15 protein-coding genes are annotated in these 16,730 nt (G+C 43.5%); 4 read left to right on the top strand and 11 right to left on the bottom strand.

Translation table 11 applies throughout. The annotated features are described in order from the left end of the window. Positions 1-21: 21 nt before the first annotated feature. The 8 genes from BLHYD_RS01650 to BLHYD_RS01615 all read right to left on the bottom strand — a co-directional run bounded on the left by BLHYD_RS01650 (position 22) and on the right by BLHYD_RS01615 (position 10,727). Positions 22-615 (bottom strand): V-type ATP synthase subunit E, encoded by a 594-nt coding sequence (locus BLHYD_RS01650; RefSeq protein ID WP_005946934.1) that lies wholly within the window; start codon positions 613-615, stop codon positions 22-24. 46 nt (positions 616-661) lie between these two features. Then, positions 662-1,141, bottom strand: a complete 480-nt coding sequence (locus tag BLHYD_RS01645) for a V-type ATP synthase subunit K (protein WP_005946933.1) — start codon at positions 1,139-1,141, stop codon at positions 662-664. After that, a complete protein-coding gene (locus tag BLHYD_RS01640; protein ID WP_005946932.1) occupies positions 1,138-3,156 on the bottom strand; it encodes a V-type ATP synthase subunit I in 2,019 nt (672 codons plus the stop codon). The genes BLHYD_RS01645 and BLHYD_RS01640 overlap by 4 nt, the downstream gene beginning before the upstream one ends. Positions 3,157-3,198: 42 nt before the next feature. Further along, positions 3,199-3,507, bottom strand: a complete 309-nt coding sequence (locus BLHYD_RS01635) for a hypothetical protein (protein ID WP_021845666.1) — start codon at positions 3,505-3,507, stop codon at positions 3,199-3,201. Between the two features lie 273 nt (positions 3,508-3,780). Then, complete coding sequence (locus tag BLHYD_RS01630; protein WP_005946928.1) at positions 3,781-4,893, bottom strand: ABC transporter substrate-binding protein; 1,113 nt, start codon at positions 4,891-4,893, stop codon at positions 3,781-3,783. 327 nt (positions 4,894-5,220) lie between these two features. Next, entirely contained in the window at positions 5,221-6,252 is a 1,032-nt protein-coding gene (locus BLHYD_RS01625; RefSeq protein ID WP_005946926.1) for an AI-2E family transporter, read from the bottom strand. Positions 6,253-6,366: 114 nt separating this feature from the next. Beyond that, positions 6,367-7,032 (bottom strand): RluA family pseudouridine synthase, encoded by a 666-nt coding sequence (locus BLHYD_RS01620; protein WP_005946925.1) that lies wholly within the window; start codon positions 7,030-7,032, stop codon positions 6,367-6,369. A gap of 1,436 nt (positions 7,033-8,468) precedes the next feature. Then, positions 8,469-10,727 carry a hydratase gene (locus BLHYD_RS01615; protein ID WP_055164253.1) on the bottom strand — a complete coding sequence of 753 codons (2,259 nt, stop codon included), beginning with the start codon at positions 10,725-10,727 and terminating at the stop codon, positions 8,469-8,471. A 380-nt stretch (positions 10,728-11,107) separates the two neighbouring features. On the opposite strand from BLHYD_RS01615, the gene BLHYD_RS01610 reads away from it, so the two are divergent. The 3 genes from BLHYD_RS01610 (at position 11,108) to BLHYD_RS01600 (ending at position 12,886) form a co-directional block, all read left to right on the top strand. Further along, positions 11,108-11,389 carry a hypothetical protein gene (locus BLHYD_RS01610; RefSeq protein ID WP_021845662.1) on the top strand — a complete coding sequence of 94 codons (282 nt, stop codon included), beginning with the start codon at positions 11,108-11,110 and terminating at the stop codon, positions 11,387-11,389. 448 nt (positions 11,390-11,837) lie between these two features. After that, complete coding sequence (locus BLHYD_RS01605) at positions 11,838-12,389, top strand: DUF3793 family protein (protein ID WP_005946916.1); 552 nt, start codon at positions 11,838-11,840, stop codon at positions 12,387-12,389. 74 nt (positions 12,390-12,463) lie between these two features. After that, positions 12,464-12,886 carry a flavodoxin gene (locus tag BLHYD_RS01600; protein ID WP_005946914.1) on the top strand — a complete coding sequence of 141 codons (423 nt, stop codon included), beginning with the start codon at positions 12,464-12,466 and terminating at the stop codon, positions 12,884-12,886. Between the two features lie 149 nt (positions 12,887-13,035). Here the strand turns inward: BLHYD_RS01600 and BLHYD_RS01595 are convergent, their stop codons facing one another. From BLHYD_RS01595 to BLHYD_RS01585, 3 genes are all read right to left on the bottom strand, one after another. Beyond that, positions 13,036-14,382: a glucose-6-phosphate isomerase gene (locus BLHYD_RS01595; RefSeq protein ID WP_005946912.1), complete on the bottom strand. Its 1,347-nt coding sequence runs from the start codon at positions 14,380-14,382 to the stop codon at positions 13,036-13,038. Positions 14,383-14,541: 159 nt separating this feature from the next. Further along, the gene (locus tag BLHYD_RS01590; RefSeq protein ID WP_021845661.1) at positions 14,542-15,135 is read right to left on the bottom strand and encodes a hypothetical protein; all 594 of its coding nucleotides are present in this window, start codon (positions 15,133-15,135) and stop codon (positions 14,542-14,544) included. Positions 15,136-15,280: 145 nt separating this feature from the next. After that, a complete protein-coding gene (locus BLHYD_RS01585; RefSeq protein ID WP_005946908.1) occupies positions 15,281-15,979 on the bottom strand; it encodes a 5'-methylthioadenosine/adenosylhomocysteine nucleosidase in 699 nt (232 codons plus the stop codon). Positions 15,980-16,215: 236 nt separating this feature from the next. On the opposite strand from BLHYD_RS01585, the gene BLHYD_RS01580 reads away from it, so the two are divergent. Beyond that, positions 16,216-16,461: a TIGR03905 family TSCPD domain-containing protein gene (locus BLHYD_RS01580; RefSeq protein WP_021845660.1), complete on the top strand. Its 246-nt coding sequence runs from the start codon at positions 16,216-16,218 to the stop codon at positions 16,459-16,461. The last annotated feature ends 269 nt before the right edge of the window (positions 16,462-16,730 follow it).

The following is a 16,730-nucleotide window of genomic DNA, read 5'->3' as shown; positions in this document are numbered from 1 at the left end:
CCTTTTCGCGGATTTGCGCTTTTATGAAAATAATACTCTTTGCACCTGATCCTGCAATTCATCCTTCCTGGATGCAAACATCGCCTTGAAAGAACAGTTCTCTTCAATTCCACCATAAGCCAGAATAAAACCGCCATCCAAGTTTTTCGCCTCTTTGGACAGACTCAACATACCGCCCACAGATGCCGCGATCTCCTGGATTTCCTGCTCAAAACCCGCAGGCATCTGTTCCAAGTCACGCTGTGAGAAAAAAATTTCTCCACTTTGAGGAAGCGCATACTTTTTCAGCATCTCTCGAATAATCTGAAAATATTCATCCCCAGATTTCTGCACAAATACTGCATATGCCCTATCCACAACAGCAGTAATCAACTCCTGCTTTGCCTCCAAAAGAGAAGTTCTACGCCGTAAGTCTGATGAAGAAATAACTCTGTCTTTGTAATTGCGAATTTCTGCTTCCGTCTTCTTCTCAGAATCCTTCTGCATATTCTTTACTTCTTCCCTGGCTTCGTCCATAATCTTCTCTGCGGAAGTTCTGGCATCTTCGAGAATCTTTTCAGCGGAACTGTTCGCTTCATCAAGGATTTGGTTAATCATCTTATCTAATCCAGTCATTTTCCGCTCTCCTTTATTTTACTACTGATTGATTATCACGCTGCAATTACGGCATTGGGATTGCTGTAACAGCCAGAATAGAAATCAAAAGAGCAAGGATTGCGTAGGTCTCAACCATCGCCGGGAACAGCATCGCTTTACCGAACTGCTCTGGTTTTTTCGCTACGATACCGATAGCAGCCGCAGAAGTCTGTCCCTGAGCTTTGCCGGAGATCAGTCCAACGATACCAATCGGTAGACAAGCTGCCAGAATCAAAAGGCCTGTCTTCGGGTCTAAGTTCGCTGGATTTCCGCCCAACAGACCGATCTGCGACAGAGTGATAAATCCAACCAGCAGACCATAAATACCCTGTGTACCAGGCAGAAGCTGCATAATCAGAACCTTTGCGAATTTACTTGGGTCTTCACTGACAACACCAGAGGCCGCGCGTCCGGCAATACCTACACCAATTGCGGAACCTGCACCTGCTAAAAATACTGCGACTGCTGCACCTAACAATGCGTATACTAAACCTAATTGATTCATAAACTTGTTTCCTCCTTAACATCAACATATTTTGTTTTCGCTTTGAATGGTTGGAAAGGTCTTCCTCCGCCTTCATAGAATTTACCAAAAAATTCCACGAACTGAAGACGGTTGGTGTGCACATAGGCACCCAAAAGATTAATGGCCATATTCATGGCATGGCCAACGATAAAGACGATGATAAAAAATATTGCTCCGATAATTCCCTTACCCATCATGCTTCCCATCTGATTGACTACGGAAGCAATAACTCCTGTGGCAAGTCCCAGCGCCAACAGACGTGAATAGGACAGTACGTCACTTAGCCAGCCCGTGATATTATACAGGTCATATGCTCCCAGAGCAATCCGGAGAGCAGGGTTTTTGTTGGCACGTCCAGACATTAGAAGCAGACCGACTGCTCCCACAATCGCCAGCACCTTCGCCAACATCTGCAAAGCTGGTGGGAACACAATCGCTATCGGCGACATTGATGCAAAAATCTTACTTGGAAGAAGCATCAGAATCAATCCGATCAGGAACAAATACCACAAAACCACATCGCAGAAGAAATCCAAATACTGTTTGTTCTTAATACACAGATATCCTTTGATTCCCAATCCCACGAACAGGTGGATAATTCCAAACAACATACAGAACATCAGCAGGGTCATCGGCTCTTCCAAAGGAACAAACCACAGTGCCGGAACAACAATTTCTTTTCCAAAGAATACTCTGGCAACCACGGTGACAGCGTCCCCAAAAATACCGCCAAACATCAGTCCCCAAAATACTGTAGAGAGTCCACAGTACATAAACATTCGAATCGCCTTTTGCATCCCCTCTTCCATCCTGGGGAATTTTTTTATAATCACCGCACAGGCGATAAACACCAAAACTCCGTATGCTGCGTCTGAAAGCATAAGTCCGAAAAACACGATATAGAAAAAGGACATGATCGCTGACGGGTCAATCTCTCCCGCTTTTGGCAGACCATAAGAAGCCAACACACCCTCCACGGATCCTGCTATCTTATTATTTTTCAGCAGAACCGGGGCTTCCTCCGGGTCCGGTGTTTCCACATCTACGACAAGGTCATATTTCTCTTCCATATGCTTCTGAAGAGCTGCCGTATCCTTTTCCGGTACATAACCACTGATCAGAAATGTCTGACGAGACTGCAAGACTTCTCCCAACACTTCATATTTCTGAGCTCTAGCCCGGAAATAGTCTGAGACTATCTTAAGCTTCTGTCTACTCTCGGCATAGCTTTGAATCTGTTTTTCAATCCCTGCGTTTTCCTGTTCCAGATTTTTAACTTCCTGTTCCAGTTTTTCTTTCTGCTTGGATGGAATCTCATCAGTCACCATCGATGGCTTTGAAAATCCCATCGACCGCAGAGCCTCCTCCATTTTCGTCGCCTGATCTCTCAGGCAGAACACTGTCACACAGGTCTGGTCCTGATCTGAAGAAATCACCTGAATATCCATTGCTTCCAACTCAGGAGCTTCCTGAGCCAGTCTCTCATAGATCTGCTCCAGAGTCAGCTGACCGCCGAAACTTCCAATTAACACAGCCGTAAATTTAGTTCCCTGATATCCCATCGGGATATCCAGCGACAGCCAAGGCTCCAACGATTCTATCTGATTTTCCACCTTGACTGCTTTCGCTTTATTCTCAGTCAACTGTTTTTTCAGAGTCAGCAGTTCATTTGCACTCTCTAAGACTTTGTCTTTGCCCTCCGTGATTTGATCATACTCACTCTTCTCCACCAGAGCTCTTCCTTCCAATGAAGAAAACATAGAAGTCTTTTCCGGTGCATATTCCTGAAGGATCTCTAAAGCATGATCGATTTGAACCGCCTTTTTGTCAAAGCCTTGCCGCACTTCTAAAGTGTTCGCTTTGCGAAGCGCCGCATCTTCAACAATGGATGTGTCAATTTCCATGATTCCCAATGCCTGGAGTTCTTCTAATATGGCCTTTCTGTTTTTCTTCATAGCGCAGATACTAAATCGTTGCATCTGCAATACTGCCATACCCACATACCTCCTTTACCAAATATTTTACCTTCCTGTCTTCTAGTACAGGTTCGCGATCACGGCCTCAACGGCCTGTGATTCTTTCTGCGCCGCCTTCTCCCTAAGTGCAGCAATCTCCTCTTGCACTCCCCGCAGCGCCTTCTCCTGCTCAGCTTCTGCTTCTTCCTTCGCAGCCTCCATCTTCGACGCTGCATCCTCTCTCAAGCTCTTAAGCTGAGCCTCTTTAAAAAGCTTGGCATCTTCTTTAGCTTTTGCCACCATGGCATCCGCCTGCTGCCGTGCATCCTTTACAATCTTTTCCGCCTTTTCCTCCGTCTCTTTTACAACATTAATAGTTTCTTGAATCATCTGATCACCACCTTTATCCATATAGATAAAATTTTATCATAAATCATATGATAAAGCAACGTGTTTCCAGCATTTTTTATATATATTCCCATTATACAAAGAATTTTTTATACATTTTAACATAAAACAAACCTCTGGAAATCCTCGACGTTTTGTAGATAAATAATACAAAAGTGCAGGAAACTGTCGATTATTCTACGATTCCCTGCACTTTTATACATTACTAATTATAAGTCTATTTTTTAACAACGAAAATCAATGAACAACAAGTGTTCACAACAGATATTTCGTATTTTCAAACTCTTTTATGTTCTGGCTGTCAATCCACTGACTTTTTACCCAGACATGTTTCTCGGAATCTTCCAGGTCTCCAGGCTCAGCCGCCTTGATAGCCTCCAGGATAGTCTGGTAGCCAATCTCATATGGGTTCTGTGCGACAAATCCCACTTCCCGGCCCGATTTAACTGCCTCCTGCTGCGCGGTGGTTCCATCCACTCCGACAATCGCGATATCCTGACGTTTACTGTTCTGAACACAATCCAATACTACATCAGAAACTGCGCCATTGGTACAAAAGATGCCCGCCAAATCGCTGTTCGTGTCCAAAAGCTGCTGCACCACATCTGACAACTCTTGCCCTTCACTGTCATAGACCGGGTCTAACACCTCTATACCCGGAAAATCTCTCATAAATTTCTGAAACGCAGTCACGCGCGTCACTGACGACTGCCCCAACTCACTGTGAGCTATAATGGCAACCTTTCCTTGACTGCCCAGTTTTTCCGCTAACTTTGTCGCCGCAATCTTGCCAATTTTTCCGTTTCCAGAAGTACAGATTCCATCTGGCAGACCACTGTTTAAACCCGAGTCAAACGTAACCACAGGAATTCCGTTTTCATGAGCCGTCTCCAACTGGGCTTCACAGGAATCCGCATCAATCGCTGACAGACACAGCACAGTAGGATTCTCCGAGAGCACTGCATCAATGGTGTTGATCTGGTCCGTCACCTTCTGTTCATCATCTGGCCCTTCAAAAGTCATTGTAATTTTGTCTTCATCTTTGTAGCCGTAAGCTTTATTTATCTCACTTACCGCATCTTTCATGCCTTCTTTGACAGCTTTCCAATATTCATCCTTCGTGGACTTCGCAATCACCGCTATACGGCTTCCCTTCGCCACTGGCGCCGATGTATCTACATCTTCTGACCGATCAGAGATACTACTCTCTTCCGGTGACATTGTCACTTCGGCACTCTGCTCTTCTGTGTCTTCCTGTACGGCGTCAACCATCGCCTCCTGGGATTCCCCTGACACGGATTGGGAACAACTGCTGAACAATCCAAGCATCGTAGCCGTCAAAAACACAGCCGCAATCTTTCTCTTCATAGGCTTCCTCCCAAAAATCTTCTGGTTCTTCCAGAAAATATGCCTCTTCTAGTTAAACTTGTTCAGTTTCTATTCTCCAATCATTATACACTTTTTCGTTCCCTCGTCCAGAGATTTTACACTTTTTTCACGAAAAAACCTTACATTTTGTTACTGTTCAGCCATGCGGCTTAGCCTGGCAGAATCCGAGGCAGGCTTGCTGGCAGGAAGATTCTTCCAGTTTAAGACATATAGCGCTCAGACATAAGCGAGGATTTTGCTGCGTCAGCAGCGAAAAAGCAGCGCCAGCTACAAATTTGAGTTGTATGGTTGAACAGCTTTCATGGCTCAATCCCAGATGTCCCATTCTTTTCCTACTTCATAGGCCACTGACAGGGACAGCGGCCCAGCAAGAACACCCCATGGTCCGTACAAATAAAATCCAAAATATACAGCTGCCAGAACAATCACTGGCGAAATCCCCAACCTCCTTCCAATTAACTTAGGTTCTAAAAACTCTCTGACGACACTTGTCACCAAGTCTAGAATCACACACCCTACAGCCACAGAGAATTCCTTTTTCAACAGGAAATACACAGCCGCTGGATAAAGAAAAGTTCCCGTTCCAATGACAGGCAGAGCATCTAGAATTCCCAATCCAGCACCAAACAACAGATAATAAGGGCTCCCCATCAGCCAAAATCCCAACGTACAAATCAGACCAATGACTCCCATAATCACCAGTTGTGCCTTCAAGTAAGTGATGGTCGTCTCTTTCAGCCGCCTCGCAATTCTCCTCACTCCTCTTAATACTGAGGACTCCCTCACCTTCCTTTTCACACTATCCATTTCCTGCAAGAATAAAATCCCAGAAAGCCAAGTAATCAAAAAACCCATCCCCACCAAAAATATTTCTCCGGCCTCTGAAATAAGCTTCAAGAAGCTTTGCGGAGTAACACTTTCCATGAGATTCCTCTGCATCTGACCTGCCTGAGTGAGTATGAATTGTCGGCTAACCTCTTTTTTAATTCCCGTGACCTGTTCCGCAGCCTGACAGCACTGATCTAGAATCCTCATCCCCCAGTCAGATAGGTTGTGAAAATTCAAAAAGATCAACTTAATCTGCTCCCACAGCAGAATTCCTCCTTTCCATAGGAGTAACAAGAAAAGCGTCAGTAATCCCACTAGAATCACAGCACCCGCCCAACTTTTTTTGAGATGAATTTTTCTCTCTATCCACTCCCCGGCCGGATAGACCCAGACAGCTAAAAGCCAACCTATCAAAAAAGGAACTGCAACAGGCACCACATACCGAAATCCCAGGTATACTCCTATTACAATTCCAATCGCGCAGATCTTCCTTCTAACTTCCAGGCTCATCCTCTCACCACACTTTCCACATCTGCTAACGCCCAATCAGCTTTGGACCAAGTGCCCACTGCTCATTTCAGACACCAGCACCTCAGTGCATTAGTATGGCTGTTTTCAAAAACTTTATTCAAAAAAGCCCTGAAAAGTCTCGCCTCTTGGCTGTATACAAAAATCCATTTTTCCCCCGCTGAGAGGATGAGTAAAGCTCAGCTCACAAGCACACAATCCCAGATGCACATTCTGCGTTCCCGGGTTGTATTTTCGATCTCCCAAAAGTGGCATCCCTCTGTGCGCCATCTGTACCCGTATTTGATGGTGCCTCCCTGTTAGCAGTTGAATATGCAACAGCATTTTACCATTTTGCCGTTTTAAAAGTCTATACTCTAAAACCGCACGTTTACTCCCAGAAGTATTCTTTGGGACAACCATGGAGTAATTTTTTCTCCCGTCCCGTCTCAGCCAGTCCTCTAGCCGCTCCTTGTCTGGCACTTTGGCATCTTGCGCCACTGCCAAATAACATTTTTTCATCTCTCCTCTGGCTGACTGACTGCTTAGTCCACTCGCTGCTTTCGGATTCTTGGCGAACACCACCAATCCCTCCACCGGCTGGTCCAGTCGATGAATCACCGCCACATATGGCAGCTTTTCCGGATTTCTCATCGCCAGCTCATTCTTCAGCGCGCTCTCCAAATCCATCCTTCCAATCCCAGCACTCTGGACTGCCATGCCTGCCGGCTTATGACAGACAATCAAATCTTCATCTTCGTACACGATTACTTCTCTCAACATTCTCCACTTGCTCCTACTCTTTTCTCAACGGCCACTCTCCGAATACAGGCAGCTATTCTGTAATGATATGTATCATATCACAAAATTGCCGCAACGCAAACAATAAGACGACCATCACAATTCTTTTTAATTATGATGGTCGTCTTAACACTCTTCGTTATTCAATTTTTCGATCCTCTTCTTTTCTTTCTCTGTACAAATGATAGATTACTCTTATTTTCTTCTGATATAAGATATCAATAAGATTTAATAAGTATAGATCAACCTTCTTTGGTTACAATCAAATTAAGTAATTTAATTTTCTTGTTCCATATTCAATTTATCTATTGTTAATCTTTCTTTTTATTTCCTGCTCATAAAATGAAATGATACATATCATTCAATTTATTTAGAAAGTTCTATAGAGTTTCGACTTGTGATTCACGTATCACAAATCACTTGGATCTTCCTCATAAATATCTTAACCTGATCTCTTTTGTATCATTCTAAGGTACTTTTCTATGATCCTTCTTTTATGAATAACTTCCACCATTTGACAGTTATTCACTGATGTAAAGTTTCAATTCATATGTCCTCTTAATGTAGATCATGACCTATGTTAAAAATCATTTATATATAAAATGTGGGCTTTATTTTATACATTAATATTTTTATCATTTTTCTGATCTCCCAGAGGATACCTATGGATTTCAAGATATCTTACCTGTCTTTTCCTAATCACGGTTAACTGGTTATTTATAAACTACATCTTTATAAGAATTCCAGATAATTATTCTGAAGCGATCTAGAGATACCATATCGCATTTTCCTTTGAAAATTGCCATTGTTCTCTGGCGATCATTATCTTTCTAATATCTTGATTCTCATTATGTACTTTTCCAAGAGAGCTCTCTGCTCATCCTTCATCTAATCCATAATTTATTAGTCAGGCAGTTATATCTTTTTAGAAAATGTTTCTTTACACAAATTCTAAAACCTTTATATCAGTTTTGTGGTAATATTCAATATAAGAACAGCTTCTATAATACCTTGGATACGTTTTCCTTTTCTTGGACTTCAATTACTTCTATGTATCCGGTCTTTCTCGCAGGAACCGCTGCCTACCACTCTTATATTGATGATCATCTGTTTAAGTTCCCATTGGACTATACCTCCTTCTAAATACCATTCGTTTCTAGTAATTTATATATACTATGAATTGAATGAATTTCTTTCTTGTTTCTTTGTATGGTCATATAATATCACTGTCCCCTTTATTTGTCAATACATTTTTTGATATTTTTTATAATTAAATATTTTCAGAATTTTTATTCTTTTTATTACTGGTAATTTTCTATATTTTTATATTTTTTCAGATAATTTAAATTCAAGAATAGTTCCGAAAAATTCACAGGCCCGATTTCATGCTAATGAAACGGGCCTGATCTCATTCTATACTATCTGCGATTGTAGTTAATCAGACATCCCTTCAGGATGATCTCTCTCTCGTCATCTGTCAGCTCACCCAATGTAACCGTGAACTCTTTAAGTCCACTCTCTCCCACTGTATACACGGTGATTACTTCTGATTTCTCTTCCACAGCTTTGCGGATTCCCGGCACATACAGGTAATCCCCATTCTTAAACGGCAGCTCTCCTTCCGGAATCAGGAATGGCAGCATCCCCCAGTTAATCAAATTCGAACGGTAACGCTTTGTGGCGTACTCATTGGCAATGTTCGCCCAGCCGCCCAGCACCTTCTGGCAGGACGCAGCCTGCTCACGGGCAGAGCCGTCTCCCGGCTTCACCGCAAAAATCGTGCTACCAACACCGTAATCTCCTTCCTTTATTCCAGGGAATTTGTCATCAATTTTATCCAGAACCTCTGTCAACTCTGGAAGTACTTTCACCGGACATTCTCCGGCGTCGATGGCCTCCTGTGCCACCTTCACTTCTTTTGCTCTTCCCACGTAGGCTGGGTCCTTTCTAGACAAGGTAAATTCAGCCAGTCCTAGAGGATTCGACCGGAAGGAAGAAGTCTCTCCTGACGGAATCAGCTCGTCCGTCGTAGTTACAGGATCATGAATCTCCGACACGACTTTCAGAATCAAATTCTCGGCCAAAGCCGGCATCTTCGGCCAGTCTTTAATGTTCGGGCCAAACTGAATCTCCACAGATGGGTCTGCTATGCCCTTGCTGTCAAAGACACGGTTTTCGTAGATCGTTTTATCAAAATAATATTTAGGATTTGTATATCCTCCTGTATATTCTTCAGCAGATGTAAGGAAACCTTTGTTTGCTGCCGTAGCGGCAATAGAACGCGCATCCATGAGAGCAACAGACGATATCTGTCCGTTTTGAATTTTTGAGCCTTCACGATTCGGGAAGTTTCTGGTGGTATGACGAATGCTGAAAGCATTGTTCGCCGGTGTATCGCCCGCTCCGAAACACGGACCGCAAAATGCAGTCTTAACAACTGCTCCGGTTTCCAGAAGAACAGCCAGCGTTCCGTTTTTCGCCAGTTCCATATAAATTGGAGTACTTGCTGGATATACGCTCAAAGTAAATGCGTCATAGCCGATGCTGCTACCTTTGAGAATATCCGCTGCCGCACAGATGTTCTCAAAACCACCGCCGGCACATCCAGCAATAATGCCCTGATCCACATAGAGCTTGCCATCTACTACTTTTTCTCTCAGAGAAAAGTCAATCTTTCCGTCCAAGCTCACCTGAGCTTTCTTTTCCACATCATCCAAAATATCCAACAGATTCGCCTTTAGCTCATCAATCGTATAGGTATTCGAAGGATGGAACGGCATAGCAATCATTGGTTTAATTTCATCTAAATCAATCTCAATCATTCCATCATAGTAGGCCACATCACCCGGCTTCAATTCCTTATAGTCCTCACTTCTGCCATGAATTGCGTAGAACTCCTCAATCTTGGCATCCGTCTTCCAGATGGAGGACAGGCAGGTCGTTTCCGTAGTCATGACATCAATACCTATTCTGAAATCTGCACTCAAATTCTCGACGCCTGGCCCAACAAACTCCATGACTTTATTTTTCACGTAGCCGTTGGCAAATACTTCTCCGATAATTGCCAAAGCCACGTCCTGGGGACCAACGCCCGGTCTCGGACAACCTTTCAGGTATACTGCTACCACGCCTGGCATATTGATATCGTAAGTCTGAGACAGAAGTTGTTTCACCAGCTCAGGGCCACCTTCGCCCATGGCCATTGTTCCAAGAGCCCCATACCGAGTATGACTGTCAGAACCCAGAATCATTTTTCCGCCACCGGCCAGCATCTCCCGAGCATACTGATGAATTACAGCCTGATGGGGCGGAACGTAGACACCACCGTATTTTTTCGCACATGTCAGACCAAACATGTGATCGTCTTCATTAATGGTGCCACCCACCGCACACAGAGAATTGTGGCAGTTCGTCAACACATAGGGCACTGGAAATTTCTCCAACCCTGACGCACGGGCTGTCTGTATGATTCCCACAAAAGTAATATCGTGGGAGGTCAGTTTGTCAAATTTGATCTGCAATTTTTCCATATTGCCAGAAGTATTGTGATCCTTCAGTATCCCATAGGCTATAGTATTCTTTGACGCCTCTTCCTTTGAAAGCGGCAACTGCTCCTGGCCTTCCTCCACAATCTTAAGGCCATTCACCAAATAGACGCCCTTATCATATAGCTTCATACTCTGTCCTCCTTATATTCTATGCGTACTCTCGGAATCTCTACGCTCAAATTCATAAAAAGAATCCTGTCTCACAGGATTCTCCGCCTGTAGCAACTACCTCTTGTGCGAGTGCGCATCCGTAGCGGAGCGTTTGTGTAATAGGAGAAAACTTTCACGCTTTCGCGTAAAAACGTCTTCTCTATTACACGAGAATCCCTCTATATTATCTCTGCATTATTATAGTCGATTTCCAGAAAAGTTTCAAATTATATTTCATTTACCAAGCTAATTGCGCATTTCGTCTCCATATTGTATAATCCTGATAACTCTAATGGGATAAGCCACCGAAAATGCCAAATTCCCTTAATCGCATAAAAGGAAGAAAGGAAGGTTCCACCATGTTTCGTCTATGGGGCAAGCTGTTTAAATCCAATCGTCTTCTCAGAGACACCGTCTCCTGCAACGATAAAGAAGATACCAGAACACACAAGGTTTTCCAATGCTTAGAGGAAATCTGCTATGAGCTTGATCTAGAAAAACCTATCTGGTTAGACAAAAATATCCAAGACTTTAAATACCACGACAAAACCAGATTCTATCAAGACAACTTTATTGAACATGTGGACTTTGATTATTTGGAAATCGAAGTAATTGAGGAAGATGTAACTATTCAGCCATAACAGCTCGAATTAGCTGCTGCGCAGCTTATATCGCTGCATATATGGCTAAACGCCATATGCCTGATCAGAGCAAAATTCCTCTGCAAGCAAACTTGCTCCGGATTTTGCTCTTATCCGTCGCATGGCTGAATAGTTGCAGGAAGATTAAAAAATTTATAAGAACCTATTGACATCGCTGTAAGAGTATGTTAATCTGTATTCAGTTAGTGATAGCTAACTTAATAATCACAGGCAACTATGCCGCATTTTTTATCGCAGTTTAGTTAGCTTTTACTAACTAAACTTGTTGTCCTCACGTGTATTATCCCTAAGTACACACAGGACTCATTTTTAGAAACCCTTATCCCCTAAATGGCGTTCCGTGCTTTCCTCCAACCAAATTAAGCACGGAATTAGCCATCTCCAAGAGAAATTTTCTCCAAATTAATGAAGAAAGCAGGTGTTTCTCATGTTAGAACGTTATCTGGTAGAGCACTGCTCTCCTACCTTAGCTTCAATTAAGACAGCGAATCTGTTCACTTTTACATATCATTCCAGTGAAGAAGTCACTCAGTATATAGAAGACTGGAATAAAAAATTCCAGCCGAAAGGTGTATCCATCACTATTTTGAGAAACCGAAATCAAAAAGCACTGCTTTACGTTTATCGCCCGGAGAAACTAAACGCTGATCTGAAAAGAAGAGGGGTTCCGGAATTTCTTCAGCAATATGGATACAAGGAATTCACAGCGGAATATGGAATTGAGGTTTTAAAATCTAAGTTTGCAAAAAGCGAGGTATTTCCCCACGAAATCGGACTGTTTCTGGGGTATCCTTTAGATGATGTGATCGGTTTTATAGAAAATGCTGGAAAAAACAGCAAGTGCAGTGGCTGTTGGAAGGTCTACTGTAACGAATGTGAGACTATGAAGCTATTTTCTCAATTCAAAAAATGCAAAGATGTCTATCTGCGGCTGTTTTTACAAGGAAAACGCAGTGTTTTGCAGCTCACCGTCGCCTGATGGTCTCGGATATCCCCCGAAACCTAAACGACTGACTGCCTGACATAAATCAAAAAAAGAGAGGTATAAATACAATGAGTAAAATTGCAGTTGTTTATTGGAGCGGCACTGGCAACACAGAGATGATGGCAGAAAAAGTTGTAGAAGGCGCAAAAGCTGCCGGTGCTGAGGTTACTTTATTCACCGCGACTGAATTCTCTGTTGACAAGGTAGGCGAATACGACGCGATCGCTTTTGGATGCCCTTCCATGGGAGAAGAGGAATTAGAAGACACAGAATTTGAACCAATGTTCACCTCCTGCGAATCTGCATTAAAAGATAAAAAAATTGCTCTGTTTGGTTCTTACGGATGGGGAGACGGCGAATGGATGCGCACTTGGGAAGATACCTGCAAAAATGACGGTGCCGTTCTGGCATGCGAATCCGTAATCTGCAACGAAGAGCCGGATGATGAAACGAACGATGCCTGCGTGGCTCTTGGAAAAGCACTTGCTTAATTAACGAAAACAACCATATACAATTACATACACACATACATACAAGAAAACGCGCTGTGAGCGCGTTTTCTTTATGAATCGGATAGGGAAAACTCTCCCCTATCCGCCGTAATATCACAGCAAGCTTCTCCCTCCTGCTGTTCACTCAATTATAATCTCTTCAACAACTTTTCTCTCTCAGACTCATAGCCCGGTTTTCCCAGCAGGGCGAACATATTGCTCTTATAGCTCTCGACGCCTGGCTGATTAAACGGATTCACTCCCAGGAGATATCCACTGACTCCGCAGGCAAATTCGAAGAAATAGAATAGCTGTCCGAGATAATACTCATTCTGCTGTGGAATATCTACACGCAAATTCGGAACCTGCCCGTCTGTGTGAGCCAGAATCGTACCGTTCATTGCACTCTTATTGACAAAATCCACATCCTTGCCTGCCAGGTAATTCAGCCCGTCCAAGTCCACAGCTTCCTCATTGATGATGATCTGATCAGAGGACTCCTCCACATTCAGAACGGTCTCAAACATAATTCTGGCTCCATCCTGGATAAACTGCCCCATGGAATGCAAATCTGTAGTCAGATCGACTGCCGCCGGGAAGATACCCTTCTGGTCTTTTCCCTCACTCTCGCCATATAACTGCTTCCACCACTCATTCACATAGTGAAGGCTTGGCTCATAATTTGCTAAAACCTCCACGCTCTTACCTTTGCGCAGAAGAATATTACGAACCGCCGCGTATTTCACAGCGTCATTTTCTTCAAAAGGAGCATTTAATGCGAGCTCTCTGCCTGCCGCCGCACCTTCCATCAGCTTATCAATATCAGCACCGCTGACTGCGATAGGCAAAAGTCCGACTGCTGTCAAAACAGAAAACCGTCCTCCCACATCGTCTGGGACAACAAAAGTCTCATATCCTTCCTCATCGGCAACTGTCTTCAACGCTCCACGAGCTTTATCTGTGGTTGCGTAGATTCTCTTCGCCGCTGCCTCCTTGCCGTATTTTTTCTCCAAAATCTCTTTAAATACCCGGAACGCAATAGCAGGCTCTGTGGTAGTTCCAGATTTGGAAATAATATTGACTGAGAAATCACGGTCTCCCACAACATCAATCAGTCCTTTGATGTAACGACTGCTGATACTGTTTCCAACATAGTAAATCTCCGGAGTCTTGCGTGTCTCCTTTGAGACATTGTTGTAGAAACTGTGTCTCAAAAATTCGATAGCCGCTCTCGCACCCAGATAGGAACCCCCGATTCCGATAACCAAGAGTACTTCTGAGTCCTCCTGGATTCTCTTCGCCGCCACCTTAATTCTGTCAAACTCTTCTTTATCGTAATCCACCGGCAAATCAACCCATCCTAAAAAGTCATTGCCAGCACCGCTTTTGGACACCAGAGTCTCTTTTGCAGCCTGTGCGAGCGTCTTCATAGATTCGATCTCATGGTCAGCAATAAAACAACCTGCTTTCGAATAATCAAGTGTAACTTTATTCATCTTACGTCGCTCCTTTTTTCTATTTGGATTTCGGCTTTGACACCCGAATCCTATTCATTAATAAGTATAGCAAATTACCACTTTTTTGCAAGAGATTCCACGGGTTTTTCCAAAATCTCCGTAACGCCTCAGCCATGCCCCTGATAAGAGCAAACCTTCTTACTGTTCCATGAATTCCCGTATCACTTCCCGCATCAATTCTTCCTCCTCAGGCGTCAAAAGTTTACTGAAACGGCTTCCGGCTGCAGCTGTCTCTCGAATACTCCTGGCGATCTGATCAACCATTTCGTCCTGCATTACAGTATTCGTCACTGTGACAGGACTCTGTTCCAGTTTGGTGCGTCCTTGGTCAATGTAGTCCGCCAACGAATCCACAAGCAGCTCCTCCTTATAAGAAAAATCCAGGACCTGCCTCAACAGCAACAGGCACATCGGAATTCCCACTCCCATATAGAAGTAGAGCAAAGAAACTCCCTCCTCTATGGACAACTTAGACGCTAAGAGCACTTGGGCCCCCATGAAAAAGACACAGAATAGAGAAGGATACCACACCCAGAGATTCATCCGCCGAGAGAGATGATCTCTGCTTTTCCATAAATTCAGCCACTTCTCTTTCAGGTTAGATAAGTGGCTGGTATTTTTCAGTCTTCTTCTGTAAGTAAGGTGAACGATGAACATTTCCAGGGCGCCCACAACCCCCGACGCTACCATGCCGTAGAAAAATACGTGCAAGTCCATGAGCTTGTGTAACATAACATCCTCCTTTGGTATTAAAGCTCCCTCCAAACTCCCTTCAAGGATTTTCTATCGGAGAAAGTTTAGGTTAGACTCATTATAGCTCATATACCCCTTCAAGGAAATAAAAATCGTTCGTCAAATTATTCAAAAAACCGCTGCTTTACAGATATTTCATCATATTCTGTGTCAATTTGACACAATGATCAATTGCTTGTCTCTCGAATACAGGATAATCCACCGTCGCACTGTCATCTGCCTTATCTGAAATCGCTCTGGCGATTAAAAATGGAACTTTGTTCAGCCATGCGGTCTGTGCAATCGCTGCTCCCTCCATCTCCACACAATACCCCTGAAAAGTCTCCGTAATTTGATCTTTGACCTTTTTGTCTGATATAAACTGATCTCCACTAGTCACACGCCCCCGGAAAACCTGTATCTCAGGATTGACTTCCCGGCACACTTTTTCTCCCAGAGAAAGCATCCTCTCATTTGCTGGAAAAGAAAACACCTCCATACGTGGAACTTGCCCTCTCTCATAGCCAAAGTCCTTAGCATCCACATCGTGATGGACCACATCTGTAGAGAGCACAATGTCTCCAATATTGATCTCATTTTTCAAAGATCCGGCAATTCCAGTGTTGATAACTCCCTCAACATGGAAATCATCGATCAGAATCTGTGTGCAAACCGCAGCGTTAACCTTGCCAATTCCTGAGCGCACGACCACAGCTTTTTTTCCTTCCAAAACACCTCTGTAAAACTCCATCGATGCTTTCTTTGTCACTTCCACCTGTTCCATCTTTTCTTTTAAAGCGGCAACTTCTTCTTCCATCGCCCCGATGATTCCTATACAATCCATATCTATCTTCCTCTCTTTTCATAATCTGTCCGAAACCGGCAAAAATATTTTCCCTCCCGATTTGCTTCTTTAATTATACCAAAACTCTCTCTCTCAGAAAAGTTTTTCCACATTTTCTCTACCTATTTTCCTTGCTCTCTGCTATACTGTCTATGATATAAATCTCTCATATGATGAGAATATATTGAAACATGTCAGGTCCTAGTAAACCTGCATCATTTATCAGGAGGTTAGATATGGAATACAAGACAAAGGGCGTCTGTTCCCAAAAAATCAAGTTCGAAATCAAAGACGGTAAAGTCTTCAACGTCAACTTCGTGGGAGGCTGTGACGGTAATACAAAAGGAGTCGCCAGACTGGTGGATGGAATGGAGGTTCAAGAAGTAATCAAAAGATTAGAAGGCATCCATTGTGGTTTCCGCGGTACATCCTGCCCAGATCAGCTGGCAAACGCTCTGAAAGCCGCCACTGAGCAGAATTAAGTAAATTTCACGCATCAGCGTGACAAGGTCTTTCTATAAAAAACAAAATAGAAAGCCCCCTTCAGCTCTCTCATCCCCTCAATCTTTGAGTGGCGCAGCTCATTTTGTGCGCCGCCGCAATACCGCTTCGCGGTGAAATTTCTCATTGCGGCGCATCCACAGCGGAGCGTTTATGTTATAGGAAAGAACTCGCATTAGTGTGACAAGGTCTTTTCCATAACATAAAAAGCCGCTGTACAGTTGAGAATACTCTATCTAAATCCTTTCAG

It is taken from the genome of Blautia hydrogenotrophica DSM 10507, assembly GCF_034356035.1.
GTDB lineage: Bacteria > Bacillota > Clostridia > Lachnospirales > Lachnospiraceae > Blautia_A > Blautia_A hydrogenotrophica.
The sequence above is the reverse complement of the archived record's forward strand: the minus strand, read 5'-3'. Positions and strand labels throughout refer to the sequence as shown.